Source organism: Mycobacterium sp. NBC_00419 (assembly GCF_036023875.1).
Lineage (GTDB): Bacteria > Actinomycetota > Actinomycetes > Mycobacteriales > Mycobacteriaceae > Mycobacterium.
Window position 1 is genome coordinate 371,546 of record NZ_CP107931.1, and the last position, 21,381, is coordinate 392,926.

The window sequence follows — 21,381 nt, forward strand, 5'->3', positions numbered from 1 at the left end:
CCGCCTGCGGCTTTGGTGTCGCCGGGCAAGCCACCGCTAATGTCCTTGCAGTGGCGCACCTGCTGGGGGCCGAAGCCCTCCACCTCGAGTATCCGACTCAGGTGGTTTTCGACTCGGTGACCGTCGGCGTCAACGAGGGCGCTCGCATCGGGATCGTGGGACGCAACGGCGACGGAAAATCCAGCCTGATGGGCATGCTGACGGGCCGCATCGCGCCGCACTCCGGCCGCGTCACCCGCCGCGGCGGCCTGCGGGTGGCGGCGCTGGATCAGGCCGACACCCTGGACCCGGCCGCCGCCGTCGGGACAGTGCTCGTCGGGGATCAGGCCGAACACGAATGGGCCGGCAACGCCCTGGTGCGCGATGTCGTCGACGGGCTGGTGTCCGACATCGACTGGCAGATGCCGGTGGGATCGCTGTCCGGCGGGCAGCGCCGCCGCGTCCAACTCGCAGAACTGCTCATCGGCGACTGGGATGTGATCGCTCTCGACGAGCCGACCAACCACCTCGACATCGAGGGCATCACCTGGCTCTCCGAGCACCTGAAGAACCGCTGGGCACGCAGTTCCGGTGGGCTGCTGATCGTCACCCACGACCGCTGGTTCCTCGACGAGGTCGCCAACACGACGTGGGAGGTTCACGACGGGATCGTGGAGCCCTTCGACGGCGGCTATGCGGCCTACGTGCTCCAGCGGGTCGAACGCGACCGGGTGGCGGCGGCCAGCGAAGCCAAGCGACAGAACCTGATGCGCAAGGAGCTGGCGTGGCTGCGCCGGGGGCCACCGGCGCGTACCTCCAAGCCGAAGTTCCGGATCGATGCGGCAAACCAGTTGATCGCCGACGTCCCGCCGCTGCGCAACACCGTCGAGCTGTCCAAACTCGCGACCGCGCGGCTGGGCAAGGATGTCATCGACCTGCTCGATACGTCCGTGTCGTTCGACGGCAAGCCGGTATTGCGTGACGTCGAATGGCGCATCGGTCCCGGCGAGCGCACCGGAATCGTCGGCGCCAACGGCGCCGGGAAGTCGACGCTGCTGGGCCTGATCGCGGGCACGCTGGAACCCGATGGCGGCCGGGTCAAGCGCGGCAAGACCGTGCGGCTGGCCATGCTCGACCAGCAGTCCAGCCAGCTGGCCGATATCGAGGACGAGATGGTCCGCGATGTGGTCGGTCGACTCAAGGCGGGATATGTGGTCGACGGACGTGAGCTGACGCCCACACAACTGTTGGAGCGCTTGGGTTTTCGCCGCGAGCAGCTGTCGTCTCGAGTCAGAGAGCTCTCCGGCGGGCAGCGCCGGCGCCTGCAACTGATGCTGATCCTGCTCGAAGAGCCCAATGTGCTGGTGCTCGACGAGCCGACCAACGACGTCGACATCGACATGCTCTCGGCCACCGAAGATCTGCTCGACTCCTGGCCAGGAACCCTGATCGTGGTGTCCCACGACCGATACCTTCTCGAGCGTGTCACCGATCAGCAGTACGCGATCATCGACGGTCACCTGCGGCACCTGCCTGGCGGGGTCGACGAATACCTGCGGATCGCCGCCCGCCGTCACGCCGCCGCGTCCACCGGCCCCACCTCGGCCACCCCGGCGCCGCATGCAGCGCTGTCGGGAGCCGAACTGCGCAACGTGGAAAAGGAGATCTCGGCGCTGGAGCGCGCACTGGGCAAGCTGTCAGACCGGGTCAACGCCAAGCACGTCGAACTGGCCGAACACGACCAGTCCGACCATGTCGGCATCGGCCGGCTGACCAAGGAGTTGCGCGAGCTCGAGGCCGAGGTGACCGAGAAGGAGAACCGCTGGCTGGAGCTTTCGGACCTGGTGGATTAGGCCGGTTGCGCGACGCCGTCGGGCATCGGGAACGGCCGCACGAGCAGCAGTCCGGACGCGGCGACGAGGCCACAGATCAGGATCGTCGTGCTCACCCCGATCCAGGTCGCGATGAGCCCGAACAGCACACTGCCCGCAGCCAACGAGCCCTGCAGGGTCAGCGTGTAGAAGGACGTCATCAAGCCACGACTGTCGGCGGGTGACGCCGTCTGCACGGCCCACTGATGAGCCACCGTGAGGATGCCCCAGCAGAATCCGGCAACCAACAGGAACGACGCGTCGAGCAGCATGCTGTCCCATTGACTGATCCCGACGACGGCGAGCGAGAACCCGGCGACCGCAACCGAACTCAACACACCCATCCGCGCGTGCTTCTGCATCCACGGCATCAACGACACCGCCGACACCGTGCCCACCGCGAGCGCCGTCAGCAGACCGCCGTAGCCGATCACCTCGGTCTGGATGTTCTCCTTGGCTTCCAGCGGCAACAACGCCACCATCCCGGTGCAGGGCAGCATGAACGCGGTCAGCCGGATCAGCGGGCCGTATAACTGGCGCGACGCCCGAAGTGAACGCCACCCGTCGGCGAATGAGCCCAGCGCCTCGCGAAACGAGCCGGTCTCGGGTGGGTCCGCGGGCTTCGGCACCCGCCGGACGACGGCCATCATCACGACATGGGACAGCCCGCGGGTACCGAATACCAGCAGCGCGCCTTTGAAGCCGACCAGCAGACCGCCGAGCATGGGGCCGACGACCTGGGCGAGTTTGTTGCTCAACGAGTTGAACGAAATCGCGGCAACCAGTTGATCGGCCGGAAGCAGGTCGTGCAGAAAGGGTTTCCACGCCGCCTGCTGGAAGACCAGGCCGATCCCGATGAGCAACAGCGCTACCAACAGCGAAGCCGCGGTGAGGTGTCCACCGAAGGTGATCGCGGCGAGGCCGGCCACGACGAGCAGCATCCAGGTGTGCGCGCCGAGCAGCAGGCGGCGGTGGCCGTAGAGATCTGAGCTGATCCCGGCGGGTATCCCGAACACGAGGAACGGCAGGCTGATGGCGGTTTGCACCATGCTCACCAGGAGTGGATTCGTCGTCAGTGAGAGCATCACCCACGCGGCGCCGAGCAACAGCATGGCCAGGCCGAGGCTGGAAAGCAGGTTCGCCGACCACAGTTCGCGGAACTGTCGCTGCGCGAAAAGGCCGTATCCCCCGCTGTCTGTCACCGCAGCCGCAGCCGCAATCTCTCCGCGGTATCCCGCACGACACCGAGTTGGTTGGCAACCTGCACCGGGGCGGTGCCGCCGCGGGCATCGCGGGAGGACACCGACCCGTCGACGGTGAGCACATCGCGGACCTGCGGTGTCAGCGCCGGGCTGATCTGCGTCAGCTCGTCGTCGGTCAGCTCCGCCAGCCCGACCCCGCGCCCCTCGGCGGTGCGCACCGCAGCGCCGGCGGCCTCGTGCGCCACCCGGAACGGGACACCCTGGCGCACAAGCCATTCGGCAATATCAGTAGCCAGCGTGAAGCCCGCCGGCGCCAGCTCTGCCATCCGCTCCTCGTCGAATGTCAGGGTGGCGACCAGGCCGGCCATCGCGGGCAGCACCAACTCCAGTTGGGCCACCGAGTCGAAGACCGGTTCCTTGTCCTCCTGCAGATCGCGGTTGTAGGCCAGCGGCTGCGCTTTGAGGGTGGCCAGCAGACCAGTCAGGTTGCCGATGAGCCGGCCCGACTTGCCGCGGGCCAACTCGGCGATGTCGGGGTTCTTCTTCTGAGGCATGATCGAACTGCCGGTCGACCACGAGTCGTGCAGTGTGACGTAGCCGAATTCTGTTGTGCTCCAGAGAATGATGTCCTCGGCCAACCGGGACAGGTCGACGCCGATCATCGCCAGAACGAATGCGGCCTCGGCGGCGAAGTCCCGGGAGGCCGTCGCGTCGATCGAATTGTCGCTGGCCGCTGCGAATCCCAGCTCCTCAGCGATCGCGTCGGGGTCGAGCCCCAGCGACGAGCCGGCCAGGGCGCCCGAACCGTATGGCGAGACCGCGGTGCGCTTGTCGAAGTCGACGATGCGGTCCACGTCGCGCAGCAGCGGGTGGGCGTGCGCGAGCAGATGGTGTGCGAGCAGCACGGGTTGGGCGGCCTGCAGGTGGGTCTTGCCGGGCATGACCGCCGTCGGGTGCGCGGCGGCCTGGGTGGCCAGCGCCGAGACCACCTCCAGGGCGCCGGTGGCGACCCGGGACATCGCATCGCGCAACCACATCCGGAACAGGGTGGCCACCTGGTCGTTGCGTGACCGCCCGGCCCGCAACCGGCCGCCGAGGTCGGCGCCGACCCGGTCGATCAGGCCGCGCTCGAGTGCGCCGTGCACGTCCTCGTCGGTCGCCAGCGGGGTGAAGCTGCCGTCGGCGACGTCGGTTCCGAGGCTGTCCAGGCCGGCGAGCAAACCGTCGCGCTGATCGTCGGTCAGCAGCCCGGCGCGGTGCAGCACCTTGGCGTGCGCCTTGGACGCGGCGACGTCATAGGGTGCCAGCACCCAGTCGAAGTGGGTGGACTTGCTCAGCGCCGCCAGCGCCGGCGCAGGCCCGTCGGCGAAGCGCCCGCCCCACAACGAGCCCTCGTTGGTACTCACGGTTGCCCACCGGCGAGCGTGCGCCAACGGCTGCCTTCAGCGGCGTGTCGCCGTACCGACACGCACGCTCGCGGAAGGGGTTGAGCCGTCACAGTGCCAGGTCCCGGCGGGCGGCGATCTTCGACGACAGCCCGTGCACATGGACGAATCCCTTGGCGGCGGACTGGTCGAAGGTGTCCCCTTCGTCATAGGTGGCCAGGTTGAAGTCGTAGAGCGACTGCGGGCTGCGCCGGCCATTCACGGCAATGTGGCCGCCGTGCAACACCATTCGGATCTCGCCGGTGACGTGCTTCTGGGTGTCGGCGACGAAGGCCTCCAGCGATCGCTTGAGCGGTGAGAACCACAGCCCGTCGTAGACCAGTTCGCCCCACTTGCGGTCGGTGCCGCGCTTGAACCGGCCGAGTTCACGCTCGAGGGTGACGTGTTCGAGTTCGGTGTGCGCGGTGATGAGCGCCATCGCGCCGGGCGCTTCGTAGATTTCCCGGCTCTTGATGCCGACCAGGCGATCTTCGACCACATCGAGGCGACCGACGCCCTGTGCCCCGGCCCGGCGGTTCAGTTCGACGATGGCCTCCAGCACCGTCACCGGGTTGCCGTCGATGGACACCGGCACGCCGCGCTCGAACCCGACGATCACCTCGTCGGGGCTATTCCAGTTCAGTGTCGGGTCTTCGGTGTAGTCGTAGACGTCCTTGGTGGGCGCGTTCCACAGGTGCTCCAGGAAGCCGGTTTCCACCGCTCGGCCCCACACGTTCTGGTCGATGGAGAACGGGGAGCGCTTGGAGACGTTGATCGGGATGGCGTTCTCCTCGGCGAACGCGATGGCCTTCTCCCGGGTCCAGGCGTAGTCGCGGACGGGGGCCAGAACCTCCAGATGCGGTGCCAGCGAGGCGAATCCGACCTCGAAGCGGACCTGGTCATTGCCCTTGCCGGTGCAGCCGTGGGCGACGATCGCGCCGCCGTGTTCGCGGGCCGCATCCACCAGGTGCTTGACGATCAGCGGGCGGCTCAGCGCCGACACCAGCGGATAGCGGTCCATATAGAGGGCATTCGACTGGATCGCCGGCAGGCAGTACTGCTCGGCGAATTCGTCGCGGGCATCGACCACGACCGCTTCGACCGCGCCGCAGTCCAGGGCACGCTGGCGGACCACTTCCATGTCCTCGCCGCCCTGACCGAGGTCGATGGCCACGGCCACGACCTCCCGGCCGGTCTCCTTGCCGATCCAGCTGATGGCCACCGAGGTGTCCAGACCGCCGGAATACGCCAAGATGACGCGCTCGGACATGAAGTGTCTCCTTTTGTTTCGGCTCTAACGGATGTTCTCGAACATGGTGGCCAGCTCAGCACCGGTCATCGGTTCGCGGGCCACCACCAGGATGGTGTCGTCGCCGGCGATGGTGCCGACGACATGGGGCAACGCTGCCCGATCGATCGCGCTGGCAAGGTAATGCGCCGCGCCCGGCGGGGTGCGCAGCACGGCAAGGTTAGCGCTGGCGTCGGTGGACACCAGCAGGTCCGCCATCAGTCGCGACATCCTCTCGGTCCCACCGGACACCCCGCGCACCGGGCTGCCGTCCTCGGGAACGACGTAGACGCCCACCCCGCCGTCGGCCCCGCGAAGCTTGACCGCACCGAGTTCCTCGAGGTCGCGCGACAACGTCGCCTGGGTGACGTCGATACCCTCGTCGGCCAGCAGCACGGCCAGTTCGCTCTGGCTGTGCACCGATTGCGACGACAGGATCGAGACGATCCTCGCCTGCCGCCCGGCGCGGGTGGAACTGACTTCGGTGGTCATCGGTTATCCAGTAACCACACCAGCAGGGCCTTCTGGGCGTGGAGGCGATTCTCGGCCTCGTCCCAGACCGCGCTGTGCGGGCCGTCGATCACCTCGTCGGTGATCTCGAAGCCGCGGTGCGCGGGAAGACAATGCAGGACAACGGCTTCGGAGTCGGCGTGCGACAGCAGCTCGGTATTGACCTGGAACGGCCTGAACGGGCCCACCCGGTCGAGCCCGTCGTTCTCCTGGCCCATCGACGTCCAGGTGTCGGTGACGAGAACATCGGCACCCTTGGCCGCGGCGATGGGATCGGCCGTCAGCGTCACGGTGGCCCCGGTCTGGGCGCCGCGCTGCTGGGCGGCCGCGACGAACCGTGGATCGGGCTCGAAGCCTGCCGGGGCGGCGATGGTCACGCTGATCCCCGCGTTGACTCCGCCGAGCATCAGCGAATGCGCCATGTTGTTGGCGCCGTCACCGAAATAGGTCATCCGCAGTCCGTTAAGCGATCCCTTGCGTTCGACCAGGGTCTGCAGGTCGGCAAGCACCTGGCAGGGGTGGAACTCGTCGGACAGCGCATTGACCACAGGGGCGGTGGAGGCAGAAGCCATGGCGGTGAGCCGGTTCTGGGCGAACGTGCGCCACACGATCGCATCGACATAGCGGGAGAGCACCCGGCCGGTGTCTTCCAGGGTCTCCTCGCGGCCGAGCTGGGTGGTGCGCCCGTCGACCACCACCGCGTGACCGCCCAGCTGGGCGATGCCGATCTCGAACGAGAACCGGGTGCGGGTGGAGTTCTTGTCGAAGATCACCGCGACGCCACGCGGTCCCTCCAGCGGTCGCCGGCTCAGTGGCTCCTTCTTCAGCGCCGCGGCGAGCTCGAGAACCTCGGCCAGTTCGGCCGGGGACAGGTCGTCGTCGCGCAGGAAATGCCGAAGGGTGCTCATAGTGCCGCCTTGTCGAGGATATCGGGCAGTGCGGCCAGGAAGCTGTCGATCTGCGCCTCGGTGATGACCAACGGTGGAGCCAACCGGATCACGTCCGGTGCGGCGGCGTTGACCAGGAAGCCGGCCTCACGTGCCACGGTTTCGACGGCCTTGCCCTGCGGGGCGGTCAGCACCACACCGCGCAGCAGTCCCCGGCCACGGACGTGGTCGACCAACGGGTGGCTCAGCGCTTCGATCCCGTGCGACAGCGTCTTGCCCAGCACGTCGGCGCGCTCCACCAGATCCTCGGCGGACAACGTCCGCAACACCGCCAGCGCGGCAGCAGTGCAGACCGGGTTTCCGCCGAACGTGCTGCCGTGCAAGCCCGGCGTCATCAGGTCCACGGCCGGACCGATGGCCAGGCACGCCCCGATCGGCAGACCGCCGCCGAGTCCCTTGGCGAGGGTGACGACGTCGGGGGTGATGCCGTCGTGCTGGTGGGCGAAGAACGCACCGGTGCGGCCCACTCCCGTCTGGACCTCATCGAGCACCAGCAGGGCCCCGTGCCGGCTGGTGATCTCACGGGCGGCCACCAGGTAGCCGGCCGGGGGGACGACGACGCCGCCCTCCCCCATGATCGGTTCGAGGAACACCGCCGCGGTGTCGTCGTCGACGGCTGCTTCGAGTGCCTCGACGTCCCCGTAGGGCACGTGGGTGACGTCACCGGGCAGCGGCTCGAACGGCGCCTGCTTGGCGGGCTGACCGGTCAGCGCCAGCGCCCCCATGGTCCGGCCGTGGAAGGCGTTCTCGGCGGCGACGAGCTTGGTCCGTCCGGTCAGCCGGGTGAGCTTGAAGGCGACTTCGTTGGCTTCGGCGCCGGAGTTGCAGAAGAACACCCGCGCGGGTGTGCCGAGGTGATCGACGAGCGCCTCGGCCAGTGCCACACCGGGTTCGGTGGCATACAGATTCGAGGTGTGGCCCAACGTGTTCAGCTGGTCCGTAACGGCCTCGATGACCGCCGGATGCCGATGGCCGAGAATGTTGACCGCGATACCGGCCAGCAGGTCGAGGTAGGTCTTACCGTCGACGTCGGTGACGACGGCGCCCTCACCGCTGGCCAGCGCGACCGGCGGGGTGCCGTAGTTGTTCATCATGACGGCTTGCCAGCGCTGCAGTAGTCCCTCGCTCATGACACCACCTTCGTTCCGGTCCCCTCGTCGGTGAACAGCTCGACCAGTACACAGTGCTCGACGCGGCCGTCGATGACGTGCGCGCTGGGCACTCCACCCTCGACGGCCCGCAGGCACGCCTCGATCTTGGGGACCATGCCGGTCTCCAGGCTGGGCAGCAGCTGCGCCAGGGTGGTGGTGTCGATCTCGCTCACCAGCGAATCGAGGTCGGGCCAACGGGTGTAGAGACCCTCGACATCGGTGAGCATCAACAGCTTCTCGGCCCCGAGTGCTTGCGCCAGCGCCGCGGCGGCGGTGTCGGCATTGATGTTGTGGACCACTCCGTCGACGTCGGGCGCGATCGTCGAGACCACCGGAATCCGTCCGGCGGCAATGAGATCCAGGACCGCGGCAGTGTTGACCTGATCGACGTCGCCGACCAGGCCGATGTCGGTGGCGACACCGTCGACGTTGACGCTGCGGCGCACGGCGGTGAACAGTTGCGCGTCTTCTCCGGTGAGCCCGACCGCGTAGGGGCCGTGCGAGTTGATCAGGTTCACCAGCTCACGGCCGACCTGGCCGAACAGCACCATCCGTGCGACGTCGAGCACCTCCGGCGTGGTGACGCGGAAGCCACCCTTGAAATCGCCTGCGATACCGAGCTTCTTGAGCATCGCGCTGATCTGAGGTCCACCGCCGTGGACGACGACCGGGTGGATGCCGACATTGCGCAGGAAGACCATGTCCGCGGCGAACGCCGCCTTGAGCAGGTCGTCGGTCATCGCGTTGCCGCCGTACTTGACCACGACGATCTTTCCGTGCAGCGCCTTGAGCCACGGCAACGCTTCGGCCAGCACCGCCGCCTTGGCCTGGGTGGGGACGGTCATGAGCTGTAGGCCGAGTTCTCTTCGACGTAGGCGTGCGACAGGTCGGTGGTGCGGATGGTGGCGCGTCCGTCACCGAGCTTGAGGTCGACGGTGACGTCGATGTCGGGCCCGGACAGGTCGACGTCGCGCGCACCGGGAGCTCCAGCCCCGTCGACACACACCGGGAAACCGTTGAACGACACCGTGATCCGTTCATGCTCGATGAGGAACGGCACCATGCCGACCGCGGCGAGCACCCGGCCCCAGTTCGGGTCCGACCCGAACAGCGCCGTCTTGACCAGGCTGTCGCGGGCGATCACTCGCGCCGCCGTGACCGCGTCGGCCTCACTCGGGGCACCGGTGACGGTGATGGCCACCCGCTTGGTCACCCCTTCGGCGTCGGCCTGCAGTTGGGCGCAGAGGTCGTCGCACACCCGCAGCACCGCCTCGTCGAGGTCGTCCTGGCTTGGGGTGATCTCGCTGGCGCCGGAGGCCAGCAGCAGCACGGTGTCGTTGGTCGAGCAACTGCCGTCGACGTCGAGCCGGTCGAACGTCCTGGCGGTGGCGCGGCGCAGCGCGGTGTCCAGTGCCCCCGCGTCCGCCACGGCGTCGGTGGTCAACACCACCAGCATGGTGGCCAGCGACGGGGCGAGCATGCCCGCACCCTTAGCCATTGCGCCGACGGTCCAGTTCTGCCCGGAGTCCGGCGAGTGGTGCAACGCAACCTGTTTGGCCACGGTGTCGGTGGTCATGATGGCCCGGGCGGCTTCGTCGCCGCCGGTGAGTCCACCGGCGAGCTCGTGCACGATCGCGCTGACGCCGGCCAGCACCTTGTCCATCGGGAGCCGGTCGCCGATCAGGCCGGTCGAGCAGACCGCGACCTCGATCGGTCCGGTCTCGGTCCCCCATTCCGACAGGGCGGCCGCAAGCGCCTCGGCAGTGGCGTGGGTGTCCTGAAAACCCGGGGCTCCGGTGCAGGCGTTGGCGCCGCCGGAGTTCAGCAGCACCGCACGCAGCCTTCCGGCGGTGAGCACCTGCTGGCTCCACAGCACCGGGGCTGCCTTGACCTGATTGCGGGTGAACACCCCTGCGGCGGCGTAGTCGGGACCCTCGTTGAGCACCAACGCAAGGTCGAGAGCACCGGACTTCTTGATGCCCGCGGCGATCCCGGTGGCCCGGAAGCCGGCCGGAGCGGTCACGCCCTGGGTGCGCAGCAGTCTCGTCACGGCGCCACTCCCACGATCGACAGTCCTTCCGTTTCCGGCCAGCCCAGTGCGAGATTCATCGACTGCACCGCCGCACCACCGGTTCCCTTCACCAAGTTGTCGATCGCACACACGGCAACCAGCACACCCGCGTCACCGTCGACGGCCACCGCCAACTGCGCGGCGTTGCTACCGATCACCGAACCGGTCCGGGGCAATTGCCCCTCCGGCAGCAGATGGATGAACGGCTCTGCGCCGTAGGCCTTTTCGTAGGCGGCGCGAATGTCGGACTCCGACGCCGAGGTCCGCGCAGTGCAGGTGGCCAGAATGCCGCGCGCGGTGGGGATCAGGACCGGGGTGAACGACACCGTGACGGGCCGCTCGGTGACGGCGCTCAGGCCCTGAGCGATCTCGGGAGTGTGCCGGTGCACACCGGCGATGTTGTAGGCCCGCGCCGAACCGATGACCTCCGAGGCCAGCAGGTCCACCTTGGCCGCGCGACCCGCTCCGGAGGTGCCGCTGACCGCCACCACGGTGACGAAGGGCTCGACGAGGTCCGCGGCGACGGCGGGCAGCAGTGCCAGCAGCGCGGCCGTCGGATAGCAGCCCGGCACCGCGATCCTGTTCGCGCCGCGTAGGCGTTCGCGGCCGCCGGGCAACTCGGGCAACCCGTAGGGCCAGTTGCCGGCGTAGGGCGAGCCGTAGAAGCGCTCCCACGCCGCGGCATCGGTGAGCCGGAAGTCAGCGCCGCAGTCGATGATCACGGTGTCCTCACCCAGCTGGTCGGCCAGTTCGGCCGAGTGGCCGTGCGGCAAGCCCAGGAACACCACGTCGTGCCCGCCGAGGACCTCGGCGTTGGTGGGCTCGAGTGTCCGGTCGGCCAGCGGCAGCAGGTGCGGGTGGTGCTCGGTGAGGTGGGTGCCGGCGCTGGCGGCCGCGGTGAGGGCGCCGATGGTCAGCCTGCCGTCGGCGTAGGCGGGGTGGCCGAGCAGCAGCCGCAGAATCTCGCCGCCGGCATAGCCGCTGGCACCGGCTATCGCCACCGAAGTCATCCCGCGATTCTGCATGGTTATGCACGCGTATGCAAATTCATTCCTTAGCCGGTTCGCCGAGATCGACGAAATGGCGCGCCGCACTCGCACAAGTGCGCCCAAACGTGGGTTTGGGCGAACCCCTGGGGGCTAGGTGCGCAGGTGGGCGCCGACGCGTTCGGCGGCGGTGGCCACTGCGGCGTCACGGGCGGCGCTGGCCTCGTCCTCGGTCAGCGTGCGATCGGCGGCCCGGAAGCGCAGCGCCAGCGTCAGCGACTTGCGGCCCTCGCCGACCTGCGGGCCGGTGTACACGTCGAACAGTGCGACGTTCTCGAGCAGCTCGCCGGCACCGTCGCGCACCGCGTCGATGACCGCCTGGGCGGCCACGTCGCCGCCGACGACGAGGCTGACATCCTGGAAAACGGCGGGGAACGGCGACACCCGCGGTGCGGGCAGGGTCTCGGTGATCGGCACCAGATCCAGGTTCACCTCGACGGCACAGGTGCCCTTCGGCAGCCCGGAGCGCTCGATCACCGCGGGATGCAGCTGCCCGGCGTAGCCGACGATGCGGCCGTCGAGCAGAACCTCGGCGCACCGGCCGGGGTGCCAGGGCAGGTGCTGGGCGGCGCGCAACGCCACCTCGACACCGCTGGCGCGCGCAATGATCCGCACCGCCTCGAACGCGTCGGCAGCTTCCACGGGACGGCCCGGGCCCCATGGCCCGCGCGGTTCACGCAGACCGGTCAGCACCGCACCGACGTGCACCGGCTGGTGCGGCAGCGACGCGTTCAGCGCGTCGATCTCGTCGTCGGTCGGCCTGCGATGGGTCGGGATCAGATCGACGGCGCCGGTGTCCTCGGTGGGCTGGACGACCTGGGCGATAGAGAACAGCGCGACATCGGCGAAGCCTCGAGAAACATTGCGGGACAACGCTTCCAGCAGCGCCGGCAGCAACGTCGTGGCCAGGTGCGGCCGGTCGGCCTCCAGCGGGTTGAGTACGAAGGTGGTGTCCCGCCGGGGGTCGTCATCGGCAAGGCCCCACTGGTCGAAGATGCCCGCAGGCAAAAACGGAGTGGGCAACACCTCGACGAATCCCGACAGAGCCAGCGACTTGCCGATCGCCCGGCGGCGCTTCTGCGAGGCCGTGAGACCGCGCCCCGCAGGTGCGGTGGGCAGCACCGACGGGATCTTGTCGAGGCCCTCCAGGCGCAGCACCTCCTCGACGAGGTCGGCGGGCTGAACCAGATCCGGCCGCCAGCTCGGCGGCGTCACGACCAGGATCGCCGGATCGTCGCTGTCCTCGGCCACCGTCGCACCGACCTGGGTGAGCCGGTTGACCGAGGCCCCCGGTTCGTAGTCGACGCCAGCCATCTGGTCCGGGAGGTCGAAGCGCATCCGCACCGGCGCGGGCGACCAGTCCTCGCGCGGCGGGTCGCCTCGCCAGTCGGTCAGGCGAGGTTGCACTGTGCCCCCGGCGATCTCGGCCAGCAGCGCCGCGCATCGGTCGACTGCAGCCACGGAGATGGCGGGATCGACGGAGCGCTCGTAGCGCCGGCCGGCCTCACTGACCAGATGGAGACGACGGATGGTGCGTGACACCGCGGCCGGATCCCAGACCGCGGCCTCCAGCAGCACGTCGGTGGAGTCGTCGTCGATCTCGGTGGTGCCTGCGCCCATCACGCCGCCGATCGCCGCGGTGGCGACGTCGTCGACGATGAGCACGTCACCCGGATCCAAGGTGCGTTCGACGTCGTCGAGGGTGACGACGGTCTCCCCCGGCGTGGCGAAGCGCACCGTGAACTCGCCGTGGATCCGGCTGCTGTCGTGGGCGTGCATCGGGTGGCCGAGTTCGAGCATGACGTAGTTGGTGACGTCGACCGCAGGCGAGATCGGCCGGATCCCCGACAGCATCAGTCGGCGGCGTAACCACCACGGCGACAACGCCTTCGGGTCGATCCCGGTGACGGGTCGCAGCGCGAACCGGCTGACGCCGGTGCCGGGCGCGATGGTCACCGGCAGCGCGGGACCTTCGGCGGGCAGCGGCGTGACGTCGGCTGGATCGACGTAGTCCAGGCCGTAGGCGCAGGCGATCTCTCGGGCGATCCCGCGGATCGACATGCAGTAGCCGCGGTCCGGGGTGACGGCCAGGTCGAACACCACGTCGTCGAGCCCCAGTACGGCGGCCGCGTCGGCGCCCGGTTCGGCGGTGCCCGGCGGGAGTACCAGAATCCCGGAATGATCAGCGCCCAAACCGAGTTCAGCGGCCGAGCAGATCATGCCGTCCGACAGCCTGCCGTACGTCTTGCGGCTCGCGATGTGAAAGTCACCGGGCAACGTGACACCCGGCAGGGCGACGGCGACCAGGTCACCCACCGCGAAGTTCGTTGCACCGCAGACGATGTCACGATCCTGGGCTTCGCCCACGTCGACCTTGCAGGCCCGGATCGGCTTCTTGAACTCGGTGAGTTCCTCGATCGCGGTGACCCGCCCGACGGTCAGCGGGCCGCTGACCGGCCCGAGGGTGATGATGTCCTCGACTTCATGACCGACTCGGATGAGTGCCTGTTCCAGGTCGTGCGGTTCGACGTCCCAGCCCGGGGTACCTCGCTGGACGACCTCGCGCAGCCAACTGTAGGGAAGACGCATCAGACACCGGCTCCGAACGGCATCGAGAACCGGACGTCACCTTCGACCATGTCGCGCATATCGGGAATTCCGTTGCGGAACTGCAAGGTTCGCTCCAAACCCATTCCGAACGCAAAGCCGGAGTACACCTGGGGGTCGATGCCTGCCGCGCGCAGCACGTTCGGGTTGACCATGCCGCAGCCGCCCCATTCGACCCAGCCCGGGCCGCCCTTCTTGTTCGGGAACCAGATGTCCACCTCGGCCGACGGCTCGGTGAACGGGAAGAAGTGCGGCCGCATCCGGGTGCGCGCGGTCGGCCCGAACTCGGAACGCGCGAAGGCGTCCAGGGTTCCGCGCAGATGCGCCATCGTCAGGCCACGGTCGACCGCCAGGCCCTCGACCTGGTGGAAGACCGGGGTGTGGGTGGAGTCGAGTTCGTCGGTGCGGAAGGTGCGTCCGATCGAGACGATGTACACCGGCAGCTCGCGGTCGAGCAGTGTGCGCACCTGCACCGGTGAGGTGTGCGTGCGCAGCAGCTGACGGGAGCCTTCCGGCGCGACGTGGAACGTGTCGGACTCGCTGCGGGCCGGATGGTCCGGCGGGAAGTTCAGCGCGTCGAAGTTGAACTGCTCGGTCTCCACCTCGGGCCCTTCGGCCAGCTCCCAGCCCATTGCCACGAATGTGTCGGCGATGTGCTCGGCGAGGATGGTGATCGGGTGGCGTGCCCCCAGCGGCTGGCGCGTGGACGGCAGGGTCACATCGACGGCCTCGGCGACCAGGGCCGCCGCGTCACGCTCGGCACGCAGCACCGCCAGGCGCTCGTCGTAGCTGTTCTGGGCCTCGGTGCGGGCGACGTTGACCCGCTTACCGGCGTCGGCGCGCTCGTCTTTGGGCAGCGTGGCCAGGGCCTGACGGGCCAGCGCCAGCGGCGCACGGTCGCCGAGGTGCTCGGTCTTGGCCCGGGCCAGCCCGTCGAGGTCACCGGCCTGGCCGAACGCCTGATGGGCCGCGCTGACGGCTTCGGTCAGCGAGTCCTGCGACAACAGGTCGGCGTCGTGCTCACCCACGCGGCGAGACTCTCCTTGGCTAGCGGGCTTGGGGCGCGACACGGGTGTGACGCAAGTGCCGATCATAGGTGATGCCACAATGACGCCTCGCAGGCATTTCGCCCCGCCCCGGCAGCGCCCCGGGCCGATACGGCGTCGGGGAGGTCCCATGACGAGGCTGCTGATCGTCGCCGGAGTGTGGGCCGCGGCCCTCGCCCTGGGGGTGCTGGCTCTGCTGGTGCACTGGGCCTGGTGGATCCCGGCCGCGATCGTCGCGGCGCTGGCCGCGCTGGGCACTTGGGATGTCCTGCAGACCAAGCACACGATCCTGCGGGCCTTTCCCATCCTGGGCCACGCCCGCTTCCTGGCCGAACTTCTACGACCCGAGATCCGCCAGTACTTCGTCGAGTCCAACACCGAAGCCAGCCCGTTCGACCGCGAGACCCGCGACATGGTCTACGAGCGGGCCAAAGGCATCAAGAGTGACGAGCCGTTCGGCACCGAACGCAACGTCTACGGCCTGGGCTACGAGTTCCTGCGCCATTCACTGCGCGCCCGGTCGGCCACCGACCTGAGCCCGCGGGTGCGCCTCGGCGGTGCCGACTGCACCCAGCCCTACGACATCGCCGTGCTCAACGTCTCGGCGATGAGCTTCGGGGCGCTGTCCGGCAACGCCATCGAGGCGCTCAACGGTGGGGCGGCCCGCGGTGGCTTCGCCCACGACACCGGCGAGGGGGCGATCAGCCCGTACCACCTCAAACACGGCGGCGACCTGATCTGGGAGATCGGCTCGGGGTACTTCGGGTGCCGCGACGCCGACGGACACTTCGACGCGGTCACGTTCACCGAGAAGGCGGCGCTGCCCTCGGTCAAGGCGATCTCGATCAAACTGTCCCAAGGCGCCAAACCGGGCTTGGGCGGCGTGCTGCCCGGCCCGAAGGTCAGCGCCGAGATCGCCGCGACCCGCGGCGTTCCGCAGGGTCAGACGGTGGTGTCTCCCCCGGCCCACACCGCGTTCCACACCCCGTTGGAGTTGGTGCACTTCATCGCGACCCTGCGCAGCCTGTCCGGAGGCAAGCCAGTCGGGTTCAAACTCTGCATCGGCGCGCGCACCGAGTTCCTGTCGATCTGCAAGGCGATGGTGAAGACCGGCATCACGCCGGATTTCATCATCGTCGATGGCGCCGAGGGCGGCACCGGGGCCGCACCGCAGGAATTCGAGGACCACGTCGGCATGCCGCTGACCGAGGGTCTGATGCTGGTGCACAACGCACTGGTGGGAACCGGCCTGCGCCCGCACGTCAAGGTCGGCGCGTCCGGCAAGGTGGCCAGCGGTGTCGACATCGTCAGTCGCATGTGTCAGGGCGCGGATTTCACGCTGTCGGCACGCGCCATGATGTTCGCGCTGGGCTGTATCCAGGCGATGAAGTGCAACACCAACCGCTGCCCTACCGGGGTGGCAACCCAGGACCAGGGTCTGGCCCGCGCTCTGTATGTGCCGGACAAGATCGACCGCGTCGCCAATTTCCAGCAGGCGACCGTCGCCAGCGCGGCCCAGATCGTGGCTTCGATGGGGCTGGACGGCTTCGATCAGTTGGAGCCCTCGATGCTCAACCGCCGCATCGAGGGGCAGCGCACCCGCACCTACGCCGAGATCTACGACTGGCTGATGCCCGGTGAACTACTCGACGACGCTCCCGAGGCGTGGCTGTCGGACTGGATCGAAGCCAGCGCCGAGGAGTTTCGCTAGACGACGCCGGTCGGCCCAGTAGGCCAGCAGGGCACCCACAGCGCCGAGCGCCGCGGCCGTGACGACCGACAGCGGCGTGGAGGCCAGGACCATGTAGCCGAAGGCGACCGCGACGGCGAGCAGCCCGTAGCGCGCGGTGGTCCAGTGCGCGGGATGCCCGAACCTGGTGCCCACCACCATGCCGAGCACCAGGGCGATCGCGTGCCCGACGCTGGTGAAATCCGCCCCGGAGATCGCCGCCGAACCGAACGCGACCGCCAGCCACCAGCCGGTCCAGGCGGCCCGCCACGGTCGCGGTATTGCCGCGGTCAGCGCGCCGAGGACGCCGATGGCGCCGTAACTCATGCCGACATCGGTGACGTCGACCATCGACAGCGACAGCGTGCCGACGCCGATGGCGGCGGCCAGGCCTGCGGCGACCAGCAGGGTGGCCCCGATGTGACCGACAGCGAACGCGACCACCAGCCGACGGCTACGCAGGAGCAGTTCGGCCAGCGCCAGCAGTGCGACCAGGCCGGGCAGCCAGACATAGATGGGCCCGGTTTCGGTGACGAAGGCACTCCCGATCAGGGTTCCGATGCGCCCGTCGCTCAGGTTGTGCAGATTGGTACTGGCGTGCCGGATCACCTGATCACGGACGTGGGGGCCCAACAGGAGCAACGCCGTCGCCACCGCGACGAGCGCGGTGGTGTAGCCGAGGGTGACCCGGACGCGGGACAACCGCGCGACTACTGCCAGAAACATCGCCATCCACTATGCCTGCGCGTCGAGGTCGTCGGCCTCGTCCTCTACTGGGAGATCCCTGCGGGTTCGCAGCCGATACATCGCCAGATCGGGCGGCACCCCGTGAGCGCGAGCCCCGAAGACCTGGCGCCGGACCCGCTTGACGGTCACGCCGAGCGCATCGAGTTCGTCCTGCTCGATCAGGTCCAGGGTCTTCTCGGAGACGATGAGGCCGCCTCGGGTGGCTCGTTCCATCACCCGGGCCGCGATGTTGACGTCGACGCCCAGCCAGTCCGAGCCGATGCGCTGCGGCCGGCCGGTGTGGATCCCTGCCCGGATCCGCGGGGTATAGCCGTCGACCTCGACGTTCCTGACCGCCTCGCGAGCCTCCATCGTGGCTCGTACCGCTGTGACCGGGTCGTTGAAGACCGCCATCATGCCGTCACCCATGCGCTTGACGATGTGTCCGCCGGCGTCGAGCAGCGGAGGCTCGGCAGCCTGAGCCACGCGGCGCAGCAGCCGAAGCGTGGCGTCATCACCGGCCTGCAGCGACCAATCGGAGAAGCCGACGAGATCGGTGAACACCAGCGTCACCTCAGGATTGGCCGGACGTCCCGAGACCCGTTCGGACAGCGCCTGCCAGACCTGAAGTGTGGCCAAGCTCACCTCGCGGGTGGCCGCTTCCCGGTCGCGCAGCAGCCGGTCCGCGGCTCGGGCGGCCGCCCTGACGCTGCCGTCGCCCGCCGCCGAGAGCGGGTCGCCGAAGTCAGGATCCCCGGGCAGCGCCCTGCGGGCGCGGCGGATCAGGGCGATGACGTCAGGGTTGTGATTGGTGTTGCGCAACCACGCGGCGGGACCTCGTCCGGGCCGCGGAAGTTGATCGACGTCAACAGAGGGAGCTGGTTGATCGTCGAACGGCTCGACGTCCACACGCTCAAGGGTAGGGAACGGCGTTCGGCCCAGCCAACGTGTGTGACCGGGCCAACGTCTCGCTTCGCCTAACGACTGGTCACAGCTTCGTCGCCACCATAGACAACGAATGTTGTCAGACCTATCGTCAGACGATGAGGTCGACGAAGACCCAAAAGGCGGCCGAGCCCACCCCGCTCGGACCGGATTCGCTGACGTGGAAGTACTTCGGCGACCTGCGTACCGGGATGCTCGGCGTGTGGATCGGATCACTGCAGAACATGTATCCGCCGCTCGGCGCGGGCGTCGAGGACCATTCGATCCTGCTGCGCGAGCCGCTGCAGCGGGTGGCACGGTCGGTCTACCCGATCATGGGAGTCGTCTACGACGGTGCACGTGCCCGTACGACCGGTGAGCAGATCAAGGGATTCCACGCCTCCATCAAGGGCGTGGACACCGCGGGCCGGCGCTACCACGCACTGGATCCCGAGACGTTCTACTGGGCGCACGCCACCTTCTTCATGCTCATCCTCAAGGTCGCCGAGTACTTCTGCGGCGGTCTCACCGAGGCCGAAAAGCGTCAACTGTTCGACGAGCACGTGCAGTGGTACCGGATGTACGGGATGAGCATGCGACCCGTCCCGGACACCTGGGAGGAGTTCTGCGAGTACTGGGACCGGGTGTGCCGCGAGGATCTGGAGATCAACCAGGCCACCCTGGACATCTTCGACATCCGCATCCCCAAGCCGAAATTCGTGCTGATGCCCACCCCGATCTGGGACCAGTTGTTCAAGCCGATGGTGGCCGGGCAGCGCTGGATCGCGGCGGGACTGTTCGACCCGGTCGTGCGGGAGAAGGCCGGCATGCACTGGACGCCCGGTGACGAGATCCTGCTGCGCCTCTTGGGCAAAGCCGTGGAAGTCGCATTCTGGGGTGTTCCCGACGAGATCCGGCTGCATCCGCGGGCGCTGTCTGCCTACCGGCGGGCCGCCGGGCAGCTTCCCGCTGACGGCCCGCTGGTGGAGGCGCCCGGTTTTGTGGCACCCCCGAAAGATCGCCGCGGCATGCCCATGCACTATGTCCCCAGACACAAGAGCTTCGTCGCCCGCGCCGGGTCCTTGGTCCACACCACGTTCTCACTCGCCGGACTGCGGCCCGCCCGAGGACGTTCCGCAGCCGCGTGAACCGGAGATTGCCTTGATCGAGTGGTCCGACGTCGACCTTGCCGTGCGTGATGCCGTCCGCGAGTTCGTCGATAAAGAGGTGCGCCCGCACATCGACGAGCTGGAGAGCGGCGACATGGAGCCCTATCCCCTCGTCCGGAAGTTGTTCGCCGCCTTCGGTATCGACGAGATGGCACGGGAGTCGCTGGACAAGCGGCTGGCCCGGCTGCGCGAGGGCACGGCATCGAAGTCCGGCGGTGGCGGCGGCATGTTCGGCGAGGGCAGTTCGGGCGGTATGGGTTTCGTCCTGCTCGCCGAGCTGTGCCGGGTGAGCATGGGCCTGGTCACCGGGATGGGCGTGAGCCTGGGACTGACAGTGCCGACCATTCAGGGCCGCGGCACACTGGCCCAGCAGGAGCGGTGGCTGCCGGGCCTGGTGACCTACGACAAGATCGGCGCTTGGGCGATCACCGAACCCGACTCCGGTTCGGATGCGTTCGGCGGCATGAAGTCCTACGTGGTGCGCGACGGCGACGATTACATCCTCAACGGCCAAAAGACGTTCATCACCAACGGACCGGACGCCGACGTCGTCGTGGTGTACGCCAAACTCGACGAGGGTGACCCGAGCGTCGACAAGCGTGACCGCAAGGTGCTGACGTTCGTGCTGGATCGCGGCATGGAGGGCTTCGTGCAGGCAAAGCCGTTCCGCAAGATGGGAATTCACAGCTCCCGCACCGGTGAATTGTTCTTCAACAACGTGCGATTGGGACGCGACCGGCTGCTCGGCGAAACCGAGAACAACGCCTCCGGCGACGGCCGCGACAGCGCGCGATCCAACTTCGCTGCCGAACGCATCGGTGTGGTCGCGATGGCATACGGGGCGATCGAGGAATGCCTGCGGCTATGCGTCGACTACGCCAACACCCGGACGTTGTGGGGCAAGGAGATCGGGCAGTTCCAGCTGATCCAGCTCAAGCTGGCCAACATGGAGGTGGCCCGGATGAACGTCCGCAACATGTTGTTCCGGGTGATCGAATGCGGGCAGACCGGCACCCCGATCTCGCTGGCGGAGGCCTCGGCGATGAAGTACTACTGCTCGCAGGCGGCCACCGACGTGGCCATGGAGGCTGTCCAGTTGTTCGGCGGCAACGGCTACATGACGGAGTACCGCGTGGAGCAGCTGGCCCGTGACGCGAAGTCGCTGATGATCTACGCCGGCAGCAACGAGGTGCAGATCACCCATGTCGCGAAGGGGTTGCTCAGCGGGTAGCGGGCGCGCGCCGGGGCCGGTTCGGAAGCGGTGCGATTTTTGCCCACCGCACTGCCCCAGCGCCATACCGCCGCACCGCGCGGGATCACCACCATGGTGATTCTTGCCCGCCTCCGAGCGACAACCGCCGAGCCTCGGCACGAAGCGCGAGCACCCGCTGATCGATTCGGTGCGCGGTGGAGCGGGGAATCGGTCCGGGACCGTAGCGGCCTCGCCCGAGCCGCCGGACGCGGCCGTAGCGCACCTCCCAGCGCAGCGCGTCTGAGACGACTTTGCTTGGGCGCCCTTCGATAGCGAAGCCCCAATGGTCGAGCACGTCGAGCAGGGTAGGGATGGTGGCCGGCCCATGGACCTGGACGTACATCGTTAGCGCGTAGCGGAGTTCGGTCCCCCGCAGAACCATCGCGTTACTCATGCCGCCAACGTCCCACACTGCACCGACACAATCTCAGTTGTCGCT

The 21,381-nt window shown here is 68.3% G+C and carries 17 protein-coding genes and 1 pseudogene; 4 read left to right on the plus strand and 14 right to left on the minus strand.

All coding sequences use genetic code 11. From position 1 onward, the window contains the following. The first annotated feature begins 50 nt into the window (after positions 1 to 50). Positions 51 to 1,832 carry an ABC-F family ATP-binding cassette domain-containing protein gene (locus OG976_RS01820; RefSeq protein WP_328357096.1) on the plus strand — a complete coding sequence of 594 codons (1,782 nt, stop codon included), beginning with the start codon at positions 51 to 53 and terminating at the stop codon, positions 1,830 to 1,832. Here OG976_RS01820 and OG976_RS01825 read toward each other — a convergent pair. The 11 genes from OG976_RS01825 to pheS form a co-directional block, all read right to left on the minus strand. Beyond that, positions 1,829 to 3,052, minus strand: a complete 1,224-nt coding sequence (locus tag OG976_RS01825; protein ID WP_328357099.1) for an MFS transporter — start codon at positions 3,050 to 3,052, stop codon at positions 1,829 to 1,831. The genes OG976_RS01820 and OG976_RS01825 overlap by 4 nt on opposite strands. After that, on the minus strand, positions 3,049 to 4,458 hold the full coding sequence (argH, locus tag OG976_RS01830; RefSeq protein ID WP_328357102.1) for an argininosuccinate lyase: 1,410 nt from the start codon (positions 4,456 to 4,458) through the stop codon (positions 3,049 to 3,051). Before argH ends, OG976_RS01825 begins: the two co-directional genes overlap by 4 nt. Positions 4,459 to 4,546: 88 nt before the next feature. After that, positions 4,547 to 5,746: an argininosuccinate synthase gene (locus OG976_RS01835; RefSeq protein ID WP_328357104.1), complete on the minus strand. Its 1,200-nt coding sequence runs from the start codon at positions 5,744 to 5,746 to the stop codon at positions 4,547 to 4,549. Between the two features lie 24 nt (positions 5,747 to 5,770). Further along, positions 5,771 to 6,256: an arginine repressor gene (locus OG976_RS01840; RefSeq protein WP_328357106.1), complete on the minus strand. Its 486-nt coding sequence runs from the start codon at positions 6,254 to 6,256 to the stop codon at positions 5,771 to 5,773. After that, a complete protein-coding gene (gene argF / locus OG976_RS01845) occupies positions 6,253 to 7,182 on the minus strand; it encodes an ornithine carbamoyltransferase (RefSeq protein ID WP_328357109.1) in 930 nt (309 codons plus the stop codon). The genes OG976_RS01840 and argF overlap by 4 nt, the downstream gene beginning before the upstream one ends. Next, positions 7,179 to 8,351 (minus strand): acetylornithine transaminase, encoded by a 1,173-nt coding sequence (locus tag OG976_RS01850; protein ID WP_328357111.1) that lies wholly within the window; start codon positions 8,349 to 8,351, stop codon positions 7,179 to 7,181. The genes argF and OG976_RS01850 overlap by 4 nt, the downstream gene beginning before the upstream one ends. Beyond that, a complete protein-coding gene (gene argB / locus OG976_RS01855; RefSeq protein ID WP_328357113.1) occupies positions 8,348 to 9,217 on the minus strand; it encodes an acetylglutamate kinase in 870 nt (289 codons plus the stop codon). The genes OG976_RS01850 and argB overlap by 4 nt, the downstream gene beginning before the upstream one ends. After that, positions 9,214 to 10,422 (minus strand): bifunctional glutamate N-acetyltransferase/amino-acid acetyltransferase ArgJ, encoded by a 1,209-nt coding sequence (gene argJ, locus OG976_RS01860; protein WP_328357114.1) that lies wholly within the window; start codon positions 10,420 to 10,422, stop codon positions 9,214 to 9,216. The genes argB and argJ overlap by 4 nt, the downstream gene beginning before the upstream one ends. Beyond that, entirely contained in the window at positions 10,419 to 11,468 is a 1,050-nt protein-coding gene (argC, locus tag OG976_RS01865) for an N-acetyl-gamma-glutamyl-phosphate reductase (protein WP_328357117.1), read from the minus strand. The genes argJ and argC overlap by 4 nt, the downstream gene beginning before the upstream one ends. Before the next feature lie 114 nt (positions 11,469 to 11,582). Next, positions 11,583 to 14,078, minus strand: coding sequence for a phenylalanine--tRNA ligase subunit beta (pheT, locus tag OG976_RS01870; protein ID WP_328357120.1), 2,496 nt, complete (start codon positions 14,076 to 14,078; stop codon positions 11,583 to 11,585). Beyond that, positions 14,078 to 15,124 (minus strand): phenylalanine--tRNA ligase subunit alpha, encoded by a 1,047-nt coding sequence (gene pheS, locus OG976_RS01875; RefSeq protein ID WP_328357123.1) that lies wholly within the window; start codon positions 15,122 to 15,124, stop codon positions 14,078 to 14,080. Before pheS ends, pheT begins: the two co-directional genes overlap by 1 nt. A gap of 148 nt (positions 15,125 to 15,272) precedes the next feature. Between pheS and OG976_RS01880 the strand changes: the two genes are divergently transcribed. Then, entirely contained in the window at positions 15,273 to 16,853 is a 1,581-nt protein-coding gene (locus OG976_RS01880) for an FMN-binding glutamate synthase family protein (RefSeq protein WP_328357126.1), read from the plus strand. Here OG976_RS01880 and OG976_RS01885 read toward each other — a convergent pair. Together OG976_RS01885 and OG976_RS01890 are read right to left on the minus strand one after the other, a co-directional pair. Further along, on the minus strand, positions 16,785 to 17,597 hold the full coding sequence (locus tag OG976_RS01885; RefSeq protein WP_442930486.1) for a rhomboid-like protein: 813 nt from the start codon (positions 17,595 to 17,597) through the stop codon (positions 16,785 to 16,787). The two genes, OG976_RS01880 and OG976_RS01885, sit on opposite strands and share 69 nt — an antisense overlap. 9 nt (positions 17,598 to 17,606) lie before the next feature. After that, positions 17,607 to 18,539 (minus strand): adenylate/guanylate cyclase domain-containing protein, encoded by a 933-nt coding sequence (locus tag OG976_RS01890; protein WP_442930487.1) that lies wholly within the window; start codon positions 18,537 to 18,539, stop codon positions 17,607 to 17,609. Positions 18,540 to 18,640: 101 nt separating this feature from the next. Here OG976_RS01890 and OG976_RS01895 point away from each other — a divergent pair, with 101 nt between their 5' ends. After that, a complete protein-coding gene (locus OG976_RS01895) occupies positions 18,641 to 19,669 on the plus strand; it encodes an oxygenase MpaB family protein (protein WP_328357135.1) in 1,029 nt (342 codons plus the stop codon). A gap of 13 nt (positions 19,670 to 19,682) precedes the next feature. Beyond that, the gene (locus tag OG976_RS01900; protein WP_328357138.1) at positions 19,683 to 20,921 is read left to right on the plus strand and encodes an acyl-CoA dehydrogenase family protein; all 1,239 of its coding nucleotides are present in this window, start codon (positions 19,683 to 19,685) and stop codon (positions 20,919 to 20,921) included. 102 nt (positions 20,922 to 21,023) lie between these two features. Here OG976_RS01900 and OG976_RS01905 read toward each other — a convergent pair. After that, positions 21,024 to 21,354, minus strand: a pseudogene (locus tag OG976_RS01905) (hypothetical protein); the annotation flags it as partial. Positions 21,355 to 21,381 lie beyond the last annotated feature (27 nt).